This is a genomic window from Pseudoduganella aquatica, assembly GCF_009857595.1.
Lineage (GTDB): Bacteria > Pseudomonadota > Gammaproteobacteria > Burkholderiales > Burkholderiaceae_D > Rugamonas > Rugamonas aquatica_A.
The window spans coordinates 49965-70334 of the sequence record NZ_WWCU01000024.1; the positions used below are offsets into that span (position 1 = coordinate 49965).

18 protein-coding genes are annotated in these 20370 nt (G+C 64.9%); 6 read left to right on the plus strand and 12 right to left on the minus strand.

The annotated features are described in order from the left end of the window. Positions 1-44 precede the first annotated feature (44 nt). From GTP77_RS19640 to GTP77_RS19665, 6 genes are read right to left on the minus strand one after another with little or no spacing between them, the layout of a single operon-like run. Complete coding sequence (locus GTP77_RS19640; protein ID WP_229202265.1) at positions 45-5825, minus strand: hybrid sensor histidine kinase/response regulator; 5781 nt, start codon at positions 5823-5825, stop codon at positions 45-47. A gap of 19 nt (positions 5826-5844) precedes the next feature. Continuing rightward, entirely contained in the window at positions 5845-8166 is a 2322-nt protein-coding gene (locus tag GTP77_RS19645; RefSeq protein WP_161073838.1) for a methyl-accepting chemotaxis protein, read from the minus strand. A gap of 26 nt (positions 8167-8192) precedes the next feature. Next, positions 8193-8762, minus strand: a complete 570-nt coding sequence (locus GTP77_RS19650) for a chemotaxis protein CheW (protein ID WP_161073839.1) — start codon at positions 8760-8762, stop codon at positions 8193-8195. A 3-nt stretch (positions 8763-8765) separates the two neighbouring features. Beyond that, positions 8766-9134 carry a response regulator transcription factor gene (locus GTP77_RS19655; protein WP_161073840.1) on the minus strand — a complete coding sequence of 123 codons (369 nt, stop codon included), beginning with the start codon at positions 9132-9134 and terminating at the stop codon, positions 8766-8768. Positions 9135-9159: 25 nt separating this feature from the next. Next, a complete protein-coding gene (locus tag GTP77_RS19660; protein ID WP_161073841.1) occupies positions 9160-9561 on the minus strand; it encodes a response regulator in 402 nt (133 codons plus the stop codon). Positions 9562-9593: 32 nt separating this feature from the next. Further along, complete coding sequence (locus GTP77_RS19665) at positions 9594-9746, minus strand: rubredoxin (protein ID WP_057153170.1); 153 nt, start codon at positions 9744-9746, stop codon at positions 9594-9596. Positions 9747-9841: 95 nt separating this feature from the next. Between GTP77_RS19665 and thiD the strand changes: the two genes are divergently transcribed. From thiD to GTP77_RS19695, 6 genes are all read left to right on the plus strand, one after another. Beyond that, the gene (gene thiD, locus GTP77_RS19670) at positions 9842-10663 is read left to right on the plus strand and encodes a bifunctional hydroxymethylpyrimidine kinase/phosphomethylpyrimidine kinase (protein ID WP_161073842.1); all 822 of its coding nucleotides are present in this window, start codon (positions 9842-9844) and stop codon (positions 10661-10663) included. A 12-nt stretch (positions 10664-10675) separates the two neighbouring features. Next, positions 10676-11962 carry a glutamate-1-semialdehyde 2,1-aminomutase gene (hemL, locus tag GTP77_RS19675; protein WP_161073843.1) on the plus strand — a complete coding sequence of 429 codons (1287 nt, stop codon included), beginning with the start codon at positions 10676-10678 and terminating at the stop codon, positions 11960-11962. Positions 11963-12423: 461 nt separating this feature from the next. Continuing rightward, the gene (locus GTP77_RS19680; protein WP_161073844.1) at positions 12424-12912 is read left to right on the plus strand and encodes a hypothetical protein; all 489 of its coding nucleotides are present in this window, start codon (positions 12424-12426) and stop codon (positions 12910-12912) included. Beyond that, positions 12909-13406, plus strand: a complete 498-nt coding sequence (locus tag GTP77_RS19685) for a hypothetical protein (protein ID WP_161073845.1) — start codon at positions 12909-12911, stop codon at positions 13404-13406. Before GTP77_RS19680 ends, GTP77_RS19685 begins: the two co-directional genes overlap by 4 nt. Positions 13407-13542: 136 nt before the next feature. Continuing rightward, entirely contained in the window at positions 13543-13770 is a 228-nt protein-coding gene (locus GTP77_RS19690) for an AbrB/MazE/SpoVT family DNA-binding domain-containing protein (RefSeq protein ID WP_161073846.1), read from the plus strand. Positions 13771-13777: 7 nt separating this feature from the next. After that, on the plus strand, positions 13778-14212 hold the full coding sequence (locus GTP77_RS19695; RefSeq protein WP_161073847.1) for a type II toxin-antitoxin system VapC family toxin: 435 nt from the start codon (positions 13778-13780) through the stop codon (positions 14210-14212). Positions 14213-14230: 18 nt separating this feature from the next. Here GTP77_RS19695 and corA read toward each other — a convergent pair whose 3' ends face one another. From corA to GTP77_RS19725, 6 genes are all read right to left on the minus strand, one after another. Then, positions 14231-15196: a magnesium/cobalt transporter CorA gene (corA, locus tag GTP77_RS19700; RefSeq protein ID WP_161073848.1), complete on the minus strand. Its 966-nt coding sequence runs from the start codon at positions 15194-15196 to the stop codon at positions 14231-14233. 111 nt (positions 15197-15307) lie between these two features. After that, positions 15308-15700 carry a DUF4124 domain-containing protein gene (locus tag GTP77_RS19705; RefSeq protein ID WP_161073849.1) on the minus strand — a complete coding sequence of 131 codons (393 nt, stop codon included), beginning with the start codon at positions 15698-15700 and terminating at the stop codon, positions 15308-15310. 35 nt (positions 15701-15735) lie between these two features. Then, a complete protein-coding gene (gene mtgA / locus GTP77_RS19710; protein WP_161073850.1) occupies positions 15736-16458 on the minus strand; it encodes a monofunctional biosynthetic peptidoglycan transglycosylase in 723 nt (240 codons plus the stop codon). After that, positions 16455-17273: a shikimate dehydrogenase gene (gene aroE / locus GTP77_RS19715; protein WP_161073851.1), complete on the minus strand. Its 819-nt coding sequence runs from the start codon at positions 17271-17273 to the stop codon at positions 16455-16457. The genes mtgA and aroE overlap by 4 nt, the downstream gene beginning before the upstream one ends. 3 nt (positions 17274-17276) lie before the next feature. After that, positions 17277-18161, minus strand: a complete 885-nt coding sequence (locus tag GTP77_RS19720; protein WP_161073852.1) for a TonB family protein — start codon at positions 18159-18161, stop codon at positions 17277-17279. 137 nt (positions 18162-18298) lie between these two features. After that, on the minus strand, positions 18299-20368 hold the full coding sequence (locus tag GTP77_RS19725) for a ribonuclease catalytic domain-containing protein (RefSeq protein WP_161073853.1): 2070 nt from the start codon (positions 20366-20368) through the stop codon (positions 18299-18301). Between the last annotated feature and the right edge of the window lie 2 nt (positions 20369-20370).

Here is a 20370-nt window from a genome sequence, read left to right on the forward strand (position 1 = left end):
ACATGGCATTGCTGCCACGATTTCGTCATATCACGTAGGGCGGGTTAGCCGCCAGGCGTAACCCGCCGCTGGTCCGCCAGCAGCCCCTCGATTGCCCCCAGCAGCACCGGCTCCTGGAAAGGCTTGCCGAAATAGGCGTTCACACCCAGCTGCATGGCGTAATTGCGGTGCTTGTCCGCACTGCGCGAGGTGATCATGATGATGGGGATGTCCCTGGTGCGCTCGTCCCCGCGCACATTGCGGGTCAGGTCGAAACCGTCCATGCGCGGCATTTCGATATCGACCAGCATCAGGTCCGGACGGCTTTCCTGCATCTGCTCCAGTGCGTCCTGGCCATCCTTGGCCAGCAGCACGCGGTAGCCTTCTCGCTCCAGCAGGCGTTGCGACACGCGGCGCACGGTGAGCGAATCGTCCACCACCATGATGGTGCTGCCCACTGCGGCCAGCGCCGCCGGCGCCGCTTCCCCGGCATCGCCCGCAGGCGCAACCAGGTCCGGACGGACCGCCAGATGCTGCGCCAGCGCCACCGGATTCAATATCAGCACGATCTCGCCCGAGCCCAGCACCGTGGCGCCGGAAATGCCCGGCATGCGCGCCAGCTGCTGGCCGATGTTTTTGATAACCACCTCGCGGTTGCCCACCACTTCATCCACCTGCAGCGCCACGCGCTCGTTGCCGCTGCGGAGCATAAGCACCGGCGCGGAACGCTGTGTGGGCGGCTGGCCGGCCAGGCCCAGCATCGTTGGCAGATAGTGCAGCGGCGATTCCTGCCCTTGCAGCGCCACGCAGCCTTTGCCGCGTGCGTCCTGCAGTGCGTTTTCCTTCATCTGCAGCACCTGCTCGACCAGCGTGGACGGCAGCGCGTAGGTGCGCCCGCCTGCGGCCAGCAGCACCACTTGCGTTACCGCCAGCGTCAGCGGCAGGTGGATGGTGAAGCGCGCGCCCTTGCCGTTTTCAGTGAAGGTGTCCACGCGGCCGCCGAGCGCCTGCGCTTCGGAGCGCACGATGTCCATGCCCACGCCGCGTCCGGCCAGTTCGGTCAGCGCGTCGGCCGTGGAGAAGCCGGGCTCGAAGATCAGGTCGGCCGTGTCGGCGTCGCTCAGGTCTTCGCCTTCGTGCAACAGGCCGATGCGGCGGGCCTTGTCACGGATGCGGTCCAGGTCCAGGCCGGCGCCGTCGTCGCTGAATTCCAGCACCACTTCGTTGCCTTGCTGGCTGACTTGCACCAGCAGTTCGCCGGTTTCGTCCTTGCCGGCGGCGCTGCGCTGGGCGCGGCTTTCCACGCCGTGCACAATGGCGTTGCGCAGCAGGTGTTCAAACGGGGCGGCCATGCGTTCAAGCACGCTGCGGTCGATTTCCACGGCGCCGCCACGGATGTCGAGGTTGACGCGCTTGTCCATTTCCTTGGCGCTCAGGCGCGCCACGCGGAACAGGCGCTCGGAGATGCTGGCGAAGGGCACCATGCGCACGCGCATCAGGTCGCGCTGCAGGTCGCGCGTCATGCGGGCTTGCTGGGCCAGGTCGGCGCTGGCGGTGTCCACGCTGCGGCTCAGGCTTTCGTGGAAGGAGGCCACGTCGTTGACGCTTTCGGCCATCATGCGGGTGAGCTCTTGCAGCCGCGTGAAACGGTCGAATTCGAGCGGGTCGAATTCGCGTTCGCTGGAGATGGCCATGCGGGAGGCGATCTGGGATTCGGCCTGCATTTCGATCTCGCGCAGCTGGCGGCGCAGGCGGGCCAGGTTGTCGGAGAAGTCGGTCAGCGAGGTGCGCAGGGTGCCCACTTCGTTCTCCAGGCGGGAACGGGAGATGGAGACTTCGCCGGCCTGGTTCACCAGGCGGTCCAGGATGTCGGCGCGCACGCGCACCAGCGGGGAGCGGGCGGCGGGGTCGGTTTCGTCGGCGGGCGCGTTGGCGGTTGCCGGGCGCGCAGCGGCGGCTGGCGGTGCGCTGCTTGCGCCTGCATCGGCGCCGGATGCTGGCGCGATGGATGGGGCGGCGTCGTTGGCGGCCGGGGCGGCGGTAGCCGGCGCGGCGGGCTGCTGGAGCTGCTCGAACAGCACCAGGGCGTGGTCGTAGTGGGCCAGCAGTTCCTCGAACGCTTGCGGCGAGGCGCTGTTGGCGTGGACCATGTTTTCGATGTGGGTTTCGATTTCATGGGCGTGCTGGCCGAGGCGCATGGCGCCGGCCATGCGGGCGCTGCCCTTCACGGTGTGCAGCACGCGCTGCAGCATGTGGGCGTGGCTGAAGTCGGACGGGTTGCGCTGCCACGTGCGCAACGCCTGGCCGATTTGCGGCAACAGGTCGGCGCCCTCTTCCAGGAACACGGGCAGCAGGTCCGCGTCCAGTTCGTCCTGGTAGCTGCCGGGGACGGCGGCCGACAGTTCGGCTGGCGCGTCCGGCAAGGGAATCACGATGACGTCGGGCTCAGGCTCGTGCGCTGGCTCGGGCTCGGGTTCTGGCGCGGGCGAAGGGACCAACGTGAGGACCGGTTCGGGCGTAGGCTCCGGGGCGGCGAAGGCGAGCAGCTCGGCGTGTGCTTCGGCGTCCGCTTCGGTGGGCGCGGTGATTTGCGACAGCGGGGCGGCAAAGGCGTCGTCGAAGGCGGAGTCGAACAGGTCGTCGAAGTCATCGCGGGCAGCGGGGGCGGACGGCTTCGGCGCGGCTGGCGCGGCCGAGGGAACGAGGCTGGCGAAGTCGGATTCGGGCGGCGGGCTTTCAAGCAGGCTGGCGTAGGTGGCGGCGAACAGCTCGTCCAGCTTGGCTTCCGGGCTTTCGTCGGGCACGGCGGACAGGGGGCTGGATTCCGGGACGGCAGCGGTATCGGCGGCGTGCGGCGCAAGGCCTGCGGTGGGCTCGCCGTCGGCCGAGAACAGCGTGTCCAGGCGGGCGTCGAGGCCGGGGCCGGCGCTGTGCACTTGGGACAATTCGTCGCGCAGCTTGTGCAGGGCGCTGATCAACTCGGGCTGCTCGGCCGCCACTTCGCCGAGGGCGAAGCTTTGCAGCATCTGGCGGATGCGCTCGACCGCGAAGTCGAGCAGGTCGTGCTGGGCGTGGTCGAGCTGGGGTGCGGGAGCTTGCAGGTCTTCCAGCGTCTGTTCGAGTTCGTAGGACAGGTCGCGCAGGGCTTTGAAGCCGACCGTGCCGGACGTGCCGGTCAGCGTGTGGGCCGCTTGCAGCGCTTCGGGGTTGACCGGGCGGCTTCCTTCGTGGCGCCATTCGCCGAAGTCGCGCACCAGCAGGCGCACCAGTTCGTCGGTTTCAGCCAGGTAGATGTTGTAGAGCGGCAGAGGTATCGTCAGCGCGCCGATGTGCTTGACGTTGTCCTCCTCCGGCGGAACCAGGGGGACGGCGGTGCTCGGGAATTCGATGACGTTGCCGTTGGCCTGCACGGGCTCGCGAGCCGGTTCGGCAGGCGCGGCGCTGGATGGCGCGGTGGCATCGGCGGCGACAGGCGCAGCGTCAGTGTCGGCAGCAGCAACGTCGACGTCGGCAGCTGCGGTGCCGATATCGGGGGCCGGAACGGACGATGCTTCATCGGAGGAGATGGGCGCGGCTGGCGCGGCGGCGGGCGGTTCGAAGGCAGCGCCTTCCTGCACGCGCGCAGCGGCGGCGGAGATGGCGTCCGCGCTGCGGGAGGACACGCCCTGCGCCACCAGCTCGGCCACCCACGCCGTCATTTCCTGCCCGGCGTATTCGAGCAATCCAAACAAGGCTTCCGTTGCGGGCCGCTCTTCGGCCAGCCACACGTTCATGGTGCGCTCGATGCTGGCGGCGGCTTCGGCGAACTGGTTCAAGCCAACCATGCGACCGCTGCCCTTGAGCGTGTGGAAGGAGCGCCGCAGCATGGCCAGGTTGTCACCACTGCCGGATTCGGAACGCGGCTTGGCCAGCGTGGCGCGCACGAACTCCAGCACTTCCTGCGCTTCGCTGATGAAGATCTCCAGCAGCTCCGCCTCGATGGCCGCGTCGCTCGCTTGCGGCGCCGGTCCGGGCGCAGGCGCAGGCGTGGGCGAGGTGGTCGGCGAAACCGTCTCTTGCAGTACAGGCACAGGCACCGTCCCTGCGGCGGCAAGCTTCTTGAACGGCACGGCGCGGAAAGCGCCCTGCCCTTCGTCAAACGCGAAGCGCTCGCGCGCGGCGGCCGGGTTCTGCGCCAGCATGTCGACAAAGAAGCCCAGCGCGCCGACATTCTGCGCCACCTCGTCCAGCAATTTCGATTCCTGCGAGGCGTCGCCCTGGCCGCTGGCCAGCTTGCGCACCTCGTCCTTCACGTGCAGCGCGGCGCGCATGGCGTCGTCCTGGTCCAGGATGGCCAACGCGCCTTGCAGCTGGTGCAGCACGCCGTCCAGCTCCTGCAAGGGGGCGCGCAGCGACGGATCGCCGTAGTAATCGTCCAGCACCTTCTCGACCTGGCGCAGGCCGGTTTTCATTTCCAGCGCCAGCGCGGTCACCGTGTCGTCCTGCTGCATCTGCTGCATTTGCTGGACGATGCCGCCTTGCCAGGGTGCGGGTTCGGGCGCTTCGCCGCCGGCCAGCAAGGCACGCAGGCGCTGGGCGATGGTGTCGGCGTGGGCCGAGAAGTCGTCCGGCAGGCGGCGGATGTGTTCCAGTCCGTGCTCGGCGAACAGCAGCGCGGTGGTCATTTCCATCGCCAGCGCTTCGCTGCGTCCGGCGGTGACGGCGGCGTTGGCCACGTCGGCCAGTTGCCGCATCAGCGTGGCCAGCGCGGACATGCCCAGCTTGTCGCTGGTGACGGCCACCGTCGCCAGCGCCCGCCCGAAGGCGTCATCCAGCGCCGGATCGATCACCGCTTCCGACAGATGCTGCCAGGCCGCCTTGGCCTCGGCCATGGCCTGGCGCGCGCGCGCCAGCACTTCCGTGTCGATCTGGCCGTAGCGGCGCGCCTCGTAGTTCCTGGGCACCGCGCCTTCCAGGCCGAACACGCTGGCCAGGTGCAGCACCAGCGGCGACACCTCTTCCGCGTGCGGGCCGGCCAGCGCGGTGGCGATGAAGAACAGCGCTTCGCGCAGCATGCCGTCGGGCAGCGCCGCGTTGCCTTGCGTGAGACGGCGCATCTGCAAATTGATCAAGCCGAAGAGCTGCTTTACATACAGGCCGCCTTCAAGATGGCCCGCCGCCACCAGCTCGGCGAAGGCCTGCTGCGCAAGCCAGAAAGTGCGCGCCTTGGCGTCCTGCTGCGCGTCCGCCACTTGCGCCACCGCGTCGCGCAGCGCCGCCGCGTGGGTTTGCTGGGCCGCCGCGTCCGTGCTTTTCAGGTAAGGCAGCAAGGCGCGCTCGAAGCGCTGGCGGCAGGCAGGATAGTCCGCCGCCGCCGCGTCCGCAGCGGCGGGCATGCGCGCGTTCAGCGACAGGTCCGGGAAGAACAGGTCGGCCGGGTGGATGCGCTCGGCGCCCAGCATTTCCTGCAAGGCGCGGTAATAGGGGAACAGCCGCACCGGCTGGAAAGGCGCGCCTTCCAGCAGCTCTTCCAGGTATTCGGTCAGCGCCTGGTAGAGATTGGCGACGGTCTGCGCGTTGTCCGGGCTGCACTTGAGCGCGCCGGACTTGAAGCGTTCCAGCGCCTGCTCGGCGCTGTGGGTCATGACTTCCACGCCGTCCACGTCCACCATCTGCAGCGCGCCGTGCGCCTGGTGCAAATGGCTGCGGGCGTGCTGCAGCGAGGTGGCCTGGTCTTCCGGCGCCCGTCCGCCCGCCTCGAACAAGGCGGTCCTGGAGCGGACCAGCGCCTCGCGGATTTCCACCATCACCCAGGACAAGGGGCCGGTGTCGAATTGCGCTGCGGTCGGAAAATCAGGATGGGTCATGCTGGGTCTTTCAAAGTAATCAGGATGCCGAGATGCGGAAGCGCGAAACCGAGTTTTTCAGTTCCTGCGCCAGCATGGACAGCTTGTGAATCGACTGCGCCGTTTGCTGCGTGCCGTCCTGCGCCTGCTCGGTCACGGACAGGATATGCTGGATATTCTGCGCCACTCCGCTGGCGGATGTCGCCTGCATGCCGGTGGCGTAGGAAATCCCCTGGATCAGCTCGGCCAGGCGGTTCGACACCTGGGAGATGTCCGACAGCGCCGCGCCGGCCGCGTCGGACAGGCGCGCGCCCTCCACCACGCCCTGGGTGGACTTCTCCATTGCCGCCACCGCGTCGTGGGTGTCGGTCTGGATGGTGCGCACCAGCGCGCCGATCTGCTTGGCCGCCTCGCCCGAGCGTTCGGCCAGGCGCTGCACCTCCTCGGCCACCACCGAGAAGCCGCGTCCCGCCTCGCCGGCCGACGCGGCCTGGATGGCGGCGTTCAGCGCCAGCACGTTGGTCTGTTCCGTAATGTCCGAAATCAGCTCGGTGATCTCGCCGATCTCCTGCGACGATTCGCCCAGGCGCTTGATGCGCTTGGAGGTTTCCTGGATCTGCTCGCGGATCTCGTGCATGCCCTTGATGGCGTTTTCCACCGCCGTCGAACCCTGGCGCGCCGCCGCCACGGACTGGCGCGCCACGTCGGCCGATTCGGAGGCGGACTTGGACACTTCGGTAATTTCGTTGGCCATCTTCACCACGGTGGCGCTGGCGTCCTGGATTTCGCGCGACTGCTGCTGCGACGCCAGCAGCAGGTCGCTGGAGATGTTCTGCGCGTGGCTGGAGGCGGAGGTCACCTGTTCGGCGGTGCTGGTGACGCGGCCCACCAGGCCGCGCAGCTCCTCCACCGTGTAGTTGACCGAGTCGGCGATGGCGCCGGTGATGTCCTCGGACACGGTGGCTTGCACCGTCAAGTCGCCGTCGGCCACTTCCTGCAGCTCGTTCATCAGGCGCAGAATGGCGGCCTGGTTCTGGTCGTTCATGGCCTTGGCTTCCTCCTCCTTGCGCTGCGCCTGCAGGCGCATGGCTTCCGCTTCCTGGCGGCGGCGGTCCGCGCCGCGGGTGCGGTTGTTGGAGTCCTGCAGCAGCACGCGGCCGATGGCGGCGGCGGCCATCAGCGTGAGCAGGCCGGCGGCCACCATCAGCCAGAAGCTGTAGTTGAGCGAGTCCTGCTGGTCGCGGTAGCCGGACAGCACGGCGGCCAGGCGCTGGCGCAGGGCCTCGTTTTCGCTGAAGATCTGCTGCTCGGCCACCTTGGCGGCGGTGAATTTATCGAGCTTGTCGAGCACGGAACCGACCAGCTGCTGGTAGGTTTCGAACGGGGTTTTCAGCTCGGTGAACAGGGTGCGCAGCTCCGCGTCGCGGGTGGCGGGCAGCGCCAGCGCTTCGCTGCCGTTGAGGAAGCCGTCCACGGTGTTGCGGAACACGGTGATGTCGCGCCCAAGCTGGAAGGCGGTTTCCGCGCTGATGCCGCCGGCGGTGATGAATTCACTCACGCTGCGGTTCATGCGCTGCGTGAGCATGGTGAGCTTGCCCAGGGCGGCCATCTCGCGCGCGGTGCCGCCGCGCAGCAGCTTGAGCGCGGCGATCGCTTCGGTCTGCTCCAGCAGGTCGGGCGACAGGCGGTCCAGCTGGCGCAGGGTTTTTTCCAGGCCGGTCAGCTCGGGCTGCAGGCGCAGGATGGTGTCAGCCGAACGCTCGGACGTGTCCCAGGTCTTGCGCGCGGCGGCCACCGCGCTGGCCATGGCGGCGCCGGGCGAACCGATGCTGCGGCCCTGGTAGTCGCCGCCGGCCTGCATCAGCTTGAAGTCCTGGTTCAGTTCCTTGCGGCTGTCGGCGAGCTGGCGGAAGGCCTCGGGATTGCCCTGCACCGCGTTGGGCGCGGCCTTGCCGACGCGCTGCGAGTGCATCAGCGCGTCCGCCGCGATCTGGGTCTGGGCCGAGGTGACGCTGCTGTTGCGGATGTTCAGGCCCACGGCGGCGGCGCTGAGCAGCAGGCAGGCGGCCAGCGCGGTGGACAGGATGCTGAGCTGGCGCTGCGCCGGCAAGTGGCCGATCAAGGGCAGCTTGACGCCAGGCCCGCTGTCGCTGGCGGCGCCGCTGCCACGGCGGCGCAAGGCGTCGCGCAGGCGCAGCGGCGCGCTGCTGTCGGCGCCCGGCTCCGGGACGGGGACGGTATCGGTAGGCGCCGGCGACAGCGCCGGTGCCGCGCTGCCATAGCTGGCAAATTCCGAATCAGGCGCCGCTTCCTGGAGAGCGTCCTGCTTGGAGCGTGCGAACAAATTCTTGATGAATCCCATTACACCGTCCCTTATTGGCAAAAATATTACAGACCGACTTGCAGGAACCTTTCTTCCCGCACCAGCAGGGCCAGGTCCAGGCGCGACCATAGCTGCCCCTCCTGGTCCAGGAACTGCTGCACGCACCAGGATGGCGCGTCGTCCGCCAGCGGCGCCGGCGTCATGTCGTCGAGTTTGCGCAGGCCGAGCACGCGCGCGCCCAGCAGCGCGCAGTTGAAGCCCAGGCCGGGCGCGAAAGTGATGATGCGGCTGTCCGCCGCCGGCGGCGTGGCCGCATAGTCCAGGTAGCGCGCGAAGTCGATCACGCCGGTGAGCTGGCCGCGGATATTGGCCAGGCCCAGATACCAGTCGCGCGCCAGCGGCACCGCGCTGGGCGCCTGCCAGGGCACGATTTCGCCGATCTGGGTCAGGTCCAGCAGGCAGCGGCTGGCGCCGAACAGCACGCCCAGCTCGCGCCCGGCGGCGCTGTTGCCGCTTTGCGCGTCATGCATGCGCTCGAGCAGCTGCGCCTGATAGCGGCGCAAACGGCTGCGCCGCTCGGCGCCGCTCGGCTCGGGCGCCGGGGTGGTGGGCAGTCCGGTCTCGGCGCCGCTCATCGCTTAGCCGCCAAGGGCGGCGATCTTGGCCAGCAGCTCGGCCGCGTCGACCGGCTTGACCAGGTAGTCCTTGGCGCCCTGGCGCAAGCCCCAGATGCGGTCGGTCTCCTGGTTCTTGCTGGAGCAGATAATCACCGGCACGTCCTGCAGTTCCGGGTCGCGCGCGATGGAGCGCGTGACCTGGAAGCCGTTCGCGCCGGGCATGACCACGTCCATCAGGATCAGCTGCGGCTTGTCGGCCTTGATCTTGACCAGGGCCTCCTCGCCGTTTTCGGCGGTGGAGACGGAAAAGCCGTTCTTGACCAGGATGTCGGTCAGGTAGTAGCGCTCGGTCGGCGAATCGTCGACGATCAGTATTCTTTGTATGGCCATAATGCCCTCGCTGTTCTTACGGTGCTCAGACCCCTGCCGCGCCTGCGGTATGCTCGCGCACGGCCGCCAGCAGGCTGTCTTTGGTAAATGGTTTGGTCAGGTAGGCGGCCGAGCCCACCATGGCGCCGCGCGCGCGGTCGAACAGGCCGTCCTTGGAGGACAGCATGAGCACCGGCGTGGCGTGGAATTTGGCGCTCTTCTTGATCAGGGCGCAGGTCTGGTAGCCGTCCAGGCGCGGCATCAGGATGTCGCAGAAGACCAGCGCCGGGTGGTGGTCGTTGATCTTGGCCAGCGCGTCGAAGCCGTCTTCGGCCAGCACCACCTGGTAGCCCGCCTGGCTCAGAAATATCTCGGCGGACCGGCGAATGGTGCTGCTATCGTCGATCACCATAATTTTCAAACCGGTCGCTTGCGGCGTATTCGTCATATTTATTCACCGAGATATACCGACAAGATAGCTTAAATCGCCACCATTTCAAAATCGTCCTTGCGCGCGCCGCATTCCGGGCAGGTCCAGTTGATCGGCACGTCGGCCCAGCGGGTGCCGGGAGCGATGCCTTCTTCCGGCAAACCGGCTTCCTCGTCGTAGATCCAGCCGCAGATCAGGCACATCCAGGTCTGGTATGCCTGCGTTGTATCATTGCTACTCACGTTGTGTCACCTTCTATCAAGTAAAATGCCGAATCAGGTATCTTAATCTACCCGCCGTGCAAAACCAAACTTCTCCCCTTATCCTGACCTTTGGCGCCGTCGACCCGGTGGGCGCCGCCGGCGTCACCGCCGATCTGGCCGTGTTCTCCGCCCTGGGCTGCCACGGCCTGGCCGTCACCACCGCGTTGCTGATCGGCGACAGCGCCCGCATCGAAGACCTGCAGGAGACCGATCCGGACTGGGTGTCCGACCAGGCCCGCGTGCTGCTGGAGGACGCGCAGGTGTCGTCCTTCAAGATAGGCGCGCTGCAAAACATGGAGCACGCGTCGGCGATTGCCGAAATCGTGTCCGACTATCCGGACGCGCCGCTGGTGCTCGATCCTTTCAGTTCGCGCCTGCCCGAGGCGGGCGAGGACGCCGACGAGCTGCTCACCATCGTGCGCCAGCTGCTGGTGCCGCAGGCGTCGGTGCTGATGCTGTCGCAGGTGGAGCTGGGGCGCCTGGCCGAAACCTGGCGCGAAGGGGATGGCGCCGAGTCCACCGTCGAGGAGGACGTGCGCTACCTGATCGACCTGGGCTGCGAATTTGTGCTGGTGACCGGCACCCCGGCCGGCAACGGCCACGGCGACGCGGTGCGCGCCAACACGCTGTACGGCGCCGACGGCATGGTGCGGCACGACGCCTGGCAGCACCTGCCCGGCCCCTTCCTCGGTGCGGGCGGCACGCTGTCGGCCGCCATCGCCGCCTACCTGGCGCTCGGCGCGGACACGCCGACCGCCGTGGCGCTGGCGCAGGACTACACCCAGGGCGCGCTGGCCCATGCCCAGCGCTACGGCATGGGCAAGCTGGTGCCGAACCGCAACTTTCAACTTAAATAGCTAAGAGACATCATGACTGAATCGAAGAACGATACGCTGTTCGCGCGCGCCCAGAAAACCACGCCCGGCGGCGTCAACTCGCCGGTGCGCGCGTTCCGCTCGGTGGGCGGCACGCCCCGTTTCATCACCCGCGCCGAAGGCCCGTACTTCTGGGACGCGGACGGCAAGCGTTATATAGATTACATCGGCTCCTGGGGCCCTGCGATTGTCGGCCACGCGCATCCGGACGTGGTGAAGGCGGTGCAGGAAGCGGCCACGCGCGGCCTGTCCTTCGGCGCGCCGACCGAGGCGGAAATCGACATGGCGGAGGAAATCTGCCGCCTGGTGCCATCGATCGAACAGGTGCGCCTGGTGTCGTCCGGCACCGAAGCGACCATGAGCGCCCTGCGCCTGGCGCGCGGCGCCACCGGCCGCGACAAGATTATCAAGTTCGAGGGCTGCTATCACGGCCACGCCGATTCCTTATTGGTAAAAGCCGGCAGCGGCTTGCTGACTTTCGGCAATCCGACCTCGGCGGGCGTGCCGGAAGATTTCGTCAAGCATACGCTGGTGCTGGACTATAACAATGTGGAACAGATTACCGAGGCCTTCGCCAATTTCGGTTCTGAAATCGCCTGCGTTATTGTGGAGCCGGTGGCGGGCAATATGAACCTGATTAAAGGCACGCCGGCATTCCTGCAAGCCTTGCGCGATCTGTGCACCAAGCACGGCGCGATCCTGATTTTCGATGAAGTCATGTGCGGTTTCCGCGTCGGCCTGGGCGGTGCGCAGGAATTGTATGGCATTAAACCCGATCTGACTGCGCTGGGCAAAGTTATTGGCGGCGGCTTGCCGGTGGCGGCATTTGGCGGCAACGCTGAATTGATGAGTAAAATGGCGCCGCTGGGCGCGGTTTATCAGGCCGGCACATTATCCGGCAATCCGGTGGCGGTGGCTGCGGGCATGACCACGCTGAAGATTATTCAACAGCCGGGTTTCTACGATAAATTGGCTGCATCGGCAAAACGCCTGGCTGCGGGATTAACTGATTCGGCCAAGGAAGCCGGCGTGACTTTCTGCGCGGATGCCGAAGGAGGCATGTTCGGCTTGTATTTCAGCGAAGTACCGCCGAATAATTACGCTGAAATGATGGCGGGCGACCGCGCCAAGTTTAATACCTTCTTCCACGCCATGCTGGACGAAGGCGTTTATTTCGCACCGGCGGCGTTTGAAGCGGGCTTTGTATCCGCCCAGCACGACGATGCGGTTATCGACGAGACCATCGCAGCGGCCCGCAAGGTATTCGCGGCGCTGAAGTAAGCCGTCACCGAAAACAGCCGCCGCAACGCCCTTCAGGGGCTGCGGCGGCTTTTTATCGCCCATAGCAAGCCAGTTTCTGGCTTGATCGCGCCAGAATCAAGCAAGATTGCCGGATCGCCCCCACCGGCAGGCACGCGCAAGTGGCGGGCTAGAAGATGGCGATTGGCTGGCAATTTTTATTGGCCGCCACATCATTCACGAGCAAAATAAAATCATATTCCATACCCTGGAGGATTACCGCCATGTATCTCTTGCACTGGGCGCAGTGGCGGAATTGGGATTGGGATTTTTCTCATTTATAAGTTATCCGGCTTCCTGCGTGTTTCACGCAATGCGAATGAGGCTTTGAAAAAATCCATCGAAGGATTGGGGTAAAACACTTATTCGGCGCTTGCGCTATTTGAAGCCCGCGTCTGACATTACGCGCTATTCATGCATTAGCCGTCCTGTTTGAATTGCCGTTGACGCATATGCATCTGCATCTGCATCTGCATCTGCATCTGCATCTGCATTTTATCTTCCAGCCTACAGCAGCCATTGTGGCGAGTGCTTTGAGCGCCCGGGCTTTGCCGTATATGGTAGCCGATTACCGTTCAACTTTATATCGCCCGCCATCGATGGGAAATACCGTGCTATTTATTCAGTGCGGCTCTCTGGCCGCCGATGTTGTCATTCCTTATTCGATGATGGAATCGGTAGATGAGGCATCTGGCCCCGTGCGGCGTTGCACCGGCGTGCGCCGCCACACTCAGTTTGGTGCGGCGAATGTGCTGATCGGGGTAAAACCGGGCAGCCAGTTGCCGGACCTGTTCGGCCGTCCGCAGACCGTGGAACACGGTCTATCTGAGCCTGGATCAGCCCGCGGAATTTATCAGGAATCTGCGCGAAAAGCTTTTCGTGACTGTTGGATAGAATTCAACAGTGTTAGAAAAGGCATACTACTGCAATGAAACTTATTGCAGAAAAACGTTCGAGTAACGACAAGTACGACGTGCTCCGTTTCGTGCGCAACAACGGCAGCGCGACCGACACGCTGATGCCGCGCCAGGGTATCCTGCCGCACGATTTGATCCATTACGTGGTGGAATCCGCCCTGCCCTTGCGCCACGGTTTCCTGAGCCAGGTGGCGCTGGGCGCGGACGCGCAATTCGTGATGCAGACCGTGCACGACGCCAGCAACCCGGCGGTGCACCAGCAGGCGGCGCAAGTGGAAGCCATTGTGGAAGGCTTGCAGACCCAGCTCTGGTCGGGCAGTTTTGACTTGGACACCTTCCTGGAAGCCGCCAACAGCGCCTGCGCCGCGCGCGGTCACCCGCCGTTCGACCTGGCCGGCGTCGACGTGCATGCCTGCCTGTACCAGCGCGCTCAGGCGCTGCACGCCCAATGGCAGGAAATCCCCTTCCACCGCTCACTATCGCTCGATTTCAGCCCGCGCATGGTGTAAGCCGAACGGATTTCCTTGAGCGCCGCGATGAATCAAGCGACTTTGATTCCGATCAAAAGCCGACGCAAAGCTGCAATTGACGCTGGTATTTGCAAGTACTATCTTTACTAATGCCACCTCAGTAAAGAGGCCATCCATGCCGACACTCAGCTCAAAGCGCCAAATAACGTTGCCTAAGGTTCTTTGTGACCGCTTGAATCTCAAACCGGGGGACTGCTTTTCCATTTGCGAGCACAAAGGCGAGATCACCCTCCTGAAGATGATTGATGGCAGTGGCTGGGGCGTCTTGCGGCACCTCAATGCGAAGGATGCCTGCTCTGACGAAGAATCACTGCTGGATGCGCTAGAAAACCCGCAAGTATAAGCCCGGCATGATCGCGCTTGATACCAACGTATTGCTGCGATACCTGCTTCACGACGATCCATTGCAAACCATTCAAACGAGCCGGCTGTTTGAAGACAATGATTGCATCCTGATCACAGACATCGTGCTTGCTGAAGCTGTGTGGACGCTGCGCGGCAAGCGCTACAACGCTCAGAAAGCCGAAATTGTGACGGCCATCAATGCCCTGCTTCACAATCCAAAACTCGAATTTGAAAGCCGCGAATCCGTTTGGTCCGCGCTATTGGACTATGCGAACGCACCACCTGTCATTACGCGATCAGGCGTACGCCATGTTGATTTTCAGGATGCCCTGATCATTCAAAAAGCTCAAGTCGTTATGGCAGCCTGGTCCGAGCCTTACGAGGCAACTTATACATTCGACCTTGCAGCGCAGTCACTGGAAGGGACGAAGGCGCCGTGATGGCGCCTTCGGGCAAAGTTATTTCAGCCAGCCGCGGTGGCGGAAGTAGAGGAAGGGGGCGATGGCGCTGGTGATCATCAGGCCCCAGGCCCAGGGATAGCCCAGCGCCCATTTCAATTCGGGGATATTGTCGAAGTTCATGCCGTAGACGCTGGCGATCAGGGTCGGCGGCAGGAAGGCCACGCTGGCAACCGAGAAGATCTTGATGATCTTATTCTGGTTAATGTTAATGAAGCCGACCGTGGCGTCCATCAGGAAGTTGATTTTGTCGAACAGGAAGGACGTGTGACCGTCCAGCGATTCGATGTCGCGCAGAATCTGGCGCGCTTCTTCGAATTGCTCGGAATTGAGCAGGCGGCCGCGCATCAGGAAACTGACCGCGCGGCGCGTGTCCATCATGTTGCGGCGGATGCGGCCGTTCAAGTCTTCCTCATGAGCAATGGCGCTCAGCGCGTCGGCTGCGTCCCTGTCGGTGAATTCTTCCTGCAGCACGCGGCCGGATACTTCTTCCAGGTTCTGGTAGATGCCTTCCAGCGCGTCCGCCGAATATTCGGCGTCGGTGGCGTACAGGTCCAGCAGCACGTCCATGTAGTCGGCGATGGAGCCGGGGCGCGAGCGGGCGCGCATGCGCACCAGGCGGAACACCGGCAGGTCGTCCGTATGGACCGAAAACAGCATTTTCTTGGCCAGGATGAAGGCCACGGTGACGATGCGCGAAGGGCCGTCGTCTTCTTCCAGCAGGAAGTCGGTGCGCAGGTGCAGGTCGCCGTTTTCCGCTTCGTAATAGCGGGCCGAGGCTTCAATGTCCTTGACTTCGTCTTCGCCCGGCAGCGTTACGCCGTAAATGGCTTTGACCCAGGCACGCTCGTCGTCGTTCGGGTCGGTCAGGTCGACCCAGACGGGTTCGAGCTTTTCCAGGTCTTCACGGGATTCGATGGGAACCTGGTTGAGACGGCCATTTTGCAGAACGAAGACATTAATCATAGGCACTCTCAGCCAGCGGTGGGTCCAGGCGCTCACAAGCGCAGAAAACGAAACAGCGCAAGTGTACTCGCAAGGCCTTTTTTAGGCCACCTTTGCTTGCTGTTTTTTGCCCTAGCGGGCGGCCTTTTCTATCATTTTCACGCGTAAATCCTGCGGTGCAGCATCGGCCGGGTCCGGCTTGGGCGCGCGGGGGGCTTCCATGCCCTTTGTTTCATGCACGACAACGTTTTTCGTGGTGGGGTTGGCGGCACTGCATTCGGTGTCGGAGAACACGGTTTTGCCGTCGATCACGCAGCGGCGCAGCTGGTTGCCGGGTGCGGAAGACGGCACGGCGCGCGCCGCCGAGGCTGCGGCCGGGCTTTTGCCGGCCAGCCTGGCCAGGCCTTCGGCGAACAGGTTGCGCTCGTAGCGCATGGAGAAAATCGCCGCCATCGCCAGGGCGGCCACGCCCGCCATCAACACCGCCACCAAGATCAAACTGATACCGCGCTGACGATGCCGCATGCCGCCTCCCGGGCTAAATAATGCTTTATGGTAACTCAGGGGAGTTCAGCCGACCCCATGCGCTTCAAAATAACGCCGGTGCGGCGCGCCAGGTAGTTGGAATCGCGGTGGCTGTCATAGAAACGGGGATTGGGCAGCATGACGGCCAGCTTGGCGGCTTGGGCCGCGCCCAGCCTGGACGCGCTGATGCCGTAGTAGTGCTTGGCCGCCGCCTCGGCGCCGAAGATGCCTTTGCCGAACTCCACCACGTTCAGGTAGATCTCGAAAATGCGCTCCTTGTCCATCAGCGCTTCCAGCATATACGTAATGATAAGCTCCTGGCCCTTGCGCAGATAGCTGCGCGAGCCGGACAGGAAGAGATTCTTCGCCAGCTGCTGGGTAATGGTGGAGCCGCCGGACACCACCTTTTTCTTCTTGTTGTTCTTCTCGTAGGCTTTTTGCAGCGCCTCCCAGTCCACGCCCTCATGTTCCGAGAAATTGGCGTCTTCGGACGCGATAATCGCCCTTTTCAGGTTCCCCGAGATGCGCGCGTAAGGCACCCACTGCTGCTGGATATTGGCCTTGGGATTGACCTCCTGCAAGGCCTCGCGCTGGGCGCGCATAAACGACGTGGTGGTGGGGTTATGGCCCACCCACCACCAGATCTGCACCAGGAAATACAGCTGCACCAGGACGAACAGCAGCACCGGGGCGATGAAGATCCACTTCACCCACCACCATTTGCCGCGCGCAGCACCCGCTTTGCGCGCTTTTGTCATAGTTTTGAACGCAGTTGGGCCAGCAGCTCCGTGGTTTGCGGACGCACGCCGCGCCAGGCCATAAAGGCCTCGGCCGCCTGCTCCACCAGCATACCCAGGCCATCGCGCACGATCGCGCCGTGATCTGCAGCGAACTGCATGAAAACCGTCGGCTCTTTGCCGTACATCATATCCAGCGCCAGGGTGCCGGGACCGAACACCTCGGCCGGCACCGGCGGCAGGTCCGACTGCAGGCTGGCCGAGGTGGCGTTGATGACAATGTCATACTGGCCGCGCGGCGCCTCGTAGCCGCAGGCGGACAAGGCCGCGCCGCCGGACAGGGCGGCAAACTGCGCCACCAGCGCCTCGGCGGTGGCGACGGTGCGGTTGGCGATGGTGAGCTGGGACGGGTGGTGCTCCAGCAGCGGCAGCACGGCGCCGCGCGCGGCGCCGCCGGCTCCCAGCAGCAGCACGCGCTTGCCGGTGATGGGCACGCCGGCGTTGCCGACGATGTCGTTCACCAGGCCCGCGCCGTCGGTGTTGTCGCCTATGGTGCCGTCGTCGGTGAACAGCAGGGTGTTGACGGCGCCGGCCGCCTGCGCGCGCATGGTGAGCGCGCCGCACAGCTTGTGGGCTTCCAGCTTGAAGGGCACGGTGACGTTGGCGCCCTTGCCGCCTTCGGCCACGAAGGCGCGCACGGCGGCCGGGAAGCCGTCCAGCGGCGCCAGCCGCTTTTCATAAGTCAGCTGCTGGCCGGTCTGCAGCGCGTAGGCGGCGTGGATGTCGGGCGATTTGCTATGGCCGATGGGGTTGCCGAAGACGCAGTACTTGTCCATTTTTTAATTTGTTCCACTCAAGTTGGATTCCAGTTTTTCTTCCCGGGTGAATTTAAAACGGGTGATGATGACCCACAGGTCGTCGCGCTCGCTGGACAACATATTCGGCGGGAACTTGCCGAAGGGCGCGGCGCGGCGCACGATGCGCAGCGCCGCCTCGTCCAGCGCGTCGTTGCCGGAGCTTTTCTCCACGCGCACGCCGCCTTCCTTCTCGTAGATGGTGCCGTCCTGGAAGATGGGGATGTAGACCACCAGCTCGCCGTACAGCTTGCGGCCGTTCTTCTGCGGGAAGTTCAGCGTGCCCACCTCCTCCACCTTGCGCTGCAGGCGCTGGTAGTACATGGCGTAGCCCACTTCGCGCGTGCTGGGGGTGATGAAGGTTTTCTTGGGCCGCTTGTTCTGGTCGTCGATGGTCTGGGTGATCTCGGCGGCCATGCGGGCGATGGCCTTGCTGCTTTCCAGCAGGTCGGCGCCGGTGGGCATGGGGTCGGGCTTGGCTTTTTCCGTGACCGGGGCGGCCGTGAGCGGATTGGGCTTGACGGCCTGGGTCAGCAGCTTGCGCTGGGTTTCCTCCAGCTCGGCGATGCGGCGCTTGGTGGCTTTGACGCTTTCGCCGGTTTCGTTCTTGCGCATGTCCGGCAGCGGCGACTTGGCGCGGCCGGCGTCGGCCTTGCCGCCGCCGTCGAGGTTGGCCTGCGCCAGGGCGTCGGCCTTCAGCGGCGCCTTGTCGTGCTTGGCGTTCACCAGGATGACTTCCAGGCCGGGGTCGGCCGGCTCGATCTTGAAGCTTTTCGGCGCCACGAAGGTCACGGCCAGCAATAGGCCATGCGCCAGCAGGGAGAAGCCAGTTGCGAAATACAGGAAGCGGTTTTCTTGGAAAGACTTCACGCAGGAACCATCGGCAACATCTAAGGATTGCACATTCTACGACATGCGGCGGCGCATTGGCGGGTTACGCGGGCTGCGCCCGCTAACCCGCCCTACGCTTGCGGCGGCGAACGTTGCAACGCGGGCGGCCCGGCGGCTTACGCGCCCTGCTCCGGCGCCGGCTCGGTGACGGCGGTTTCGCTGGCGAGGTCGGCCACTTCGGCCTGCTCGTCGGCGGGAGCTGCCGCGTCGGCCAGCGCTTGCTCGTGCTCGGCCGGCGTATCTTCCTCTTCCTCGTAGTCCAGCTCGGCGTCCGCCGCGGCCGGGGCCGTCACGATTTCGAGCAGGCGCGCTTCCACGCTCAGGTCCACTTCATCCCAGCGCAGGATGTCGAGCTTGACCTGGGCGCCGCGCGCGGCGGGCGGCATGCCGGCCAGGCGGATGATGAGGGGAATGTCGGACAGGCGCAACACTTCGTCCTTGAGCACCACCGCTTCCACCTGGCGCTGCTCCTGCTGGCCCAGCCAGCGCAGGCACCAGTAGCGCTCCATATTGCTCTGGTGGTCGTTGTAGGCCGAGTAGGCCGCGTCGAACTGGGACACGATGGCAAACAGGTTGGCGTCCTTGTGCTTGAACGGCGCCACGAAGGGCGCAGCCACGCCCTTCTCGGCCACGGCCAGGATCTGCCACTGATTCACCAGGTCGGTGTAGCGGCGCAGCGGCGAGGTGCTCCAAGCGTACTGGTCCACGCCCAGGCCCTGGTGCGGCGCGGCGTGCGTGAGCATGCGCACCTGCATCTTGGCGGCCCAGCCGCCCACGCCCTGGCCCTGGCTGCGGTAGATGCCGGGCACGCCGTGGTCGTGCATCAGCTTGCCCCAGGTGCTGTTGGCGAAGATCATCAGCTCGGCGACGATCTTGTCCAGCGGCGCGCCGCGCTTGCGGCGGGTGACCGTCACCACGTCGTCTTCAACGTAGAAGTTGTAGTCCACGCGGTTGTTCTGCTCGGGCTTCAGGCCGAAGCCTTCGCGCTTGAGCATGCGCGCCGCTTCGAGCTGCAGCGCCCATTTCCACAGCAGGCCCAACTCGGCCTTGCGCGGATACTCGCCCTCGCCGCTGGCCAGGGTTTCTTCGTTGACCAGCTCGTCCAGCGTGTTGTGGCGCAGGTTGTTGGCGATGGGCACCAGCTCGGCGCGCGTTTCGGTGCTGACCACGCTCCAGTCGGCCGGGTCCAGCGTGGCGTACAGCGACAGCGCCGGGCAGGTCTTGCCTTCGGCCAGGGTGTAGGCTTCCACGATGCTGTCCGGCAGCATGGTGATTTTGTCGCCCGGCATGTAGACGGTGGACATGCGCGCGCGCGCCATCTTGTCGACCGCGTCGTCCGGACGGATGCCCAGGCCGGGCGCGGCGATGTGGATGCCGACCTTGACCTTGCCGTCTTCCAGGTGGGTAACGGAGAAGGCGTCGTCGATCTCGGTGGTGGTGACGTCGTCGATGGAGAACGCTTCCACGGCGGCCAGCGGCAGCTTGGCCGGCACGGCCGGCACCGGCACGTCCGGGAAGCCCGCGCCCTTGGGGAAGTTCTCGAACAGGAACTTGGACATGTGCAAGTCCTTCGGCGAGGCGATGCCGCCCGCCGCCAGCATCAGGCGCTGCGGGCTTTGGTGCGTTTCATTGCAGGCCGCTTCCAGCGCCTTGTATTCGATGGTGTTCTTGTCCGGCTTGAACAGCAGCTGCTGCACGATGGACTTCATGCTCTCGGGCAGCTGCCCGGCTTTCAGTTCTTCCACGTACTGGGCCTGGATCACGGCCTGCTGCTTTTTCTTTTCGATGCCGGCCAGCGCGGCGCGCAGCGACTGCTCGGGCGCCTTCTTGTAGCGGCCGCGGCCCTTCTTGTAGAAATAGATGGGCGCGTTGTGCAGGCCCAGGATCAGGCCGGCCGCTTCGTGCGGCAGCGGCGCGTGGCCGAAGTATTCGGCGCCCAGCTCGGCAAAGCCGAACTCGTCCTCGCCCGCCACTTCCCACAGGAACTCCAGGTCCAGTTCGGCGGCCACCGCCTTGGCCTGCTCCAGCAGTTCGGCCGGGGCCGGCTTTTCGTACTGCAGCAGCACGTCCTTGGCCTTGACCTTGTTGCGCTTGCCGCTGGCCATTTCAATCTGGTAAGCCTCGCCCGCGTGGGACATGACGGAGCCGACTTTGAAATCGCCGGATTCTTCGAAAAATACGTTCATTA

What these genes read in the sequence shown, in the direction of transcription:
- GTP77_RS19640 (WP_229202265.1), bottom strand. Translation starts at nt 5,825, where the DNA reads ATGACCCATCCTGATTTTCCGACCGCAGCGCAATTCGACACCGGCCCC.
- GTP77_RS19645 (WP_161073838.1), bottom strand. Translation starts at nt 8,166, where the DNA reads ATGGGATTCATCAAGAATTTGTTCGCACGCTCCAAGCAGGACGCTCTC.
- GTP77_RS19650 (WP_161073839.1), bottom strand. Translation starts at nt 8,762, where the DNA reads ATGAGCGGCGCCGAGACCGGACTGCCCACCACCCCGGCGCCCGAGCCG.
- GTP77_RS19655 (WP_161073840.1), bottom strand. Translation starts at nt 9,134, where the DNA reads ATGGCCATACAAAGAATACTGATCGTCGACGATTCGCCGACCGAGCGC.
- GTP77_RS19660 (WP_161073841.1), bottom strand. Translation starts at nt 9,561, where the DNA reads ATGACGAATACGCCGCAAGCGACCGGTTTGAAAATTATGGTGATCGAC.
- GTP77_RS19665 (WP_057153170.1), bottom strand. Translation starts at nt 9,746, where the DNA reads ATGTGCCTGATCTGCGGCTGGATCTACGACGAGGAAGCCGGTTTGCCG.
- hemL (WP_161073843.1), top strand. Translation starts at nt 10,676, where the DNA reads ATGACTGAATCGAAGAACGATACGCTGTTCGCGCGCGCCCAGAAAACC.
- GTP77_RS19685 (WP_161073845.1), top strand. Translation starts at nt 12,909, where the DNA reads ATGAAACTTATTGCAGAAAAACGTTCGAGTAACGACAAGTACGACGTG.
- GTP77_RS19690 (WP_161073846.1), top strand. Translation starts at nt 13,543, where the DNA reads ATGCCGACACTCAGCTCAAAGCGCCAAATAACGTTGCCTAAGGTTCTT.
- GTP77_RS19695 (WP_161073847.1), top strand. Translation starts at nt 13,778, where the DNA reads ATGATCGCGCTTGATACCAACGTATTGCTGCGATACCTGCTTCACGAC.
- corA (WP_161073848.1), bottom strand. Translation starts at nt 15,196, where the DNA reads ATGATTAATGTCTTCGTTCTGCAAAATGGCCGTCTCAACCAGGTTCCC.
- GTP77_RS19705 (WP_161073849.1), bottom strand. Translation starts at nt 15,700, where the DNA reads ATGCGGCATCGTCAGCGCGGTATCAGTTTGATCTTGGTGGCGGTGTTG.
- mtgA (WP_161073850.1), bottom strand. Translation starts at nt 16,458, where the DNA reads ATGACAAAAGCGCGCAAAGCGGGTGCTGCGCGCGGCAAATGGTGGTGG.
- aroE (WP_161073851.1), bottom strand. Translation starts at nt 17,273, where the DNA reads ATGGACAAGTACTGCGTCTTCGGCAACCCCATCGGCCATAGCAAATCG.
- GTP77_RS19725 (WP_161073853.1), bottom strand. Translation starts at nt 20,368, where the DNA reads ATGAACGTATTTTTCGAAGAATCCGGCGATTTCAAAGTCGGCTCCGTC.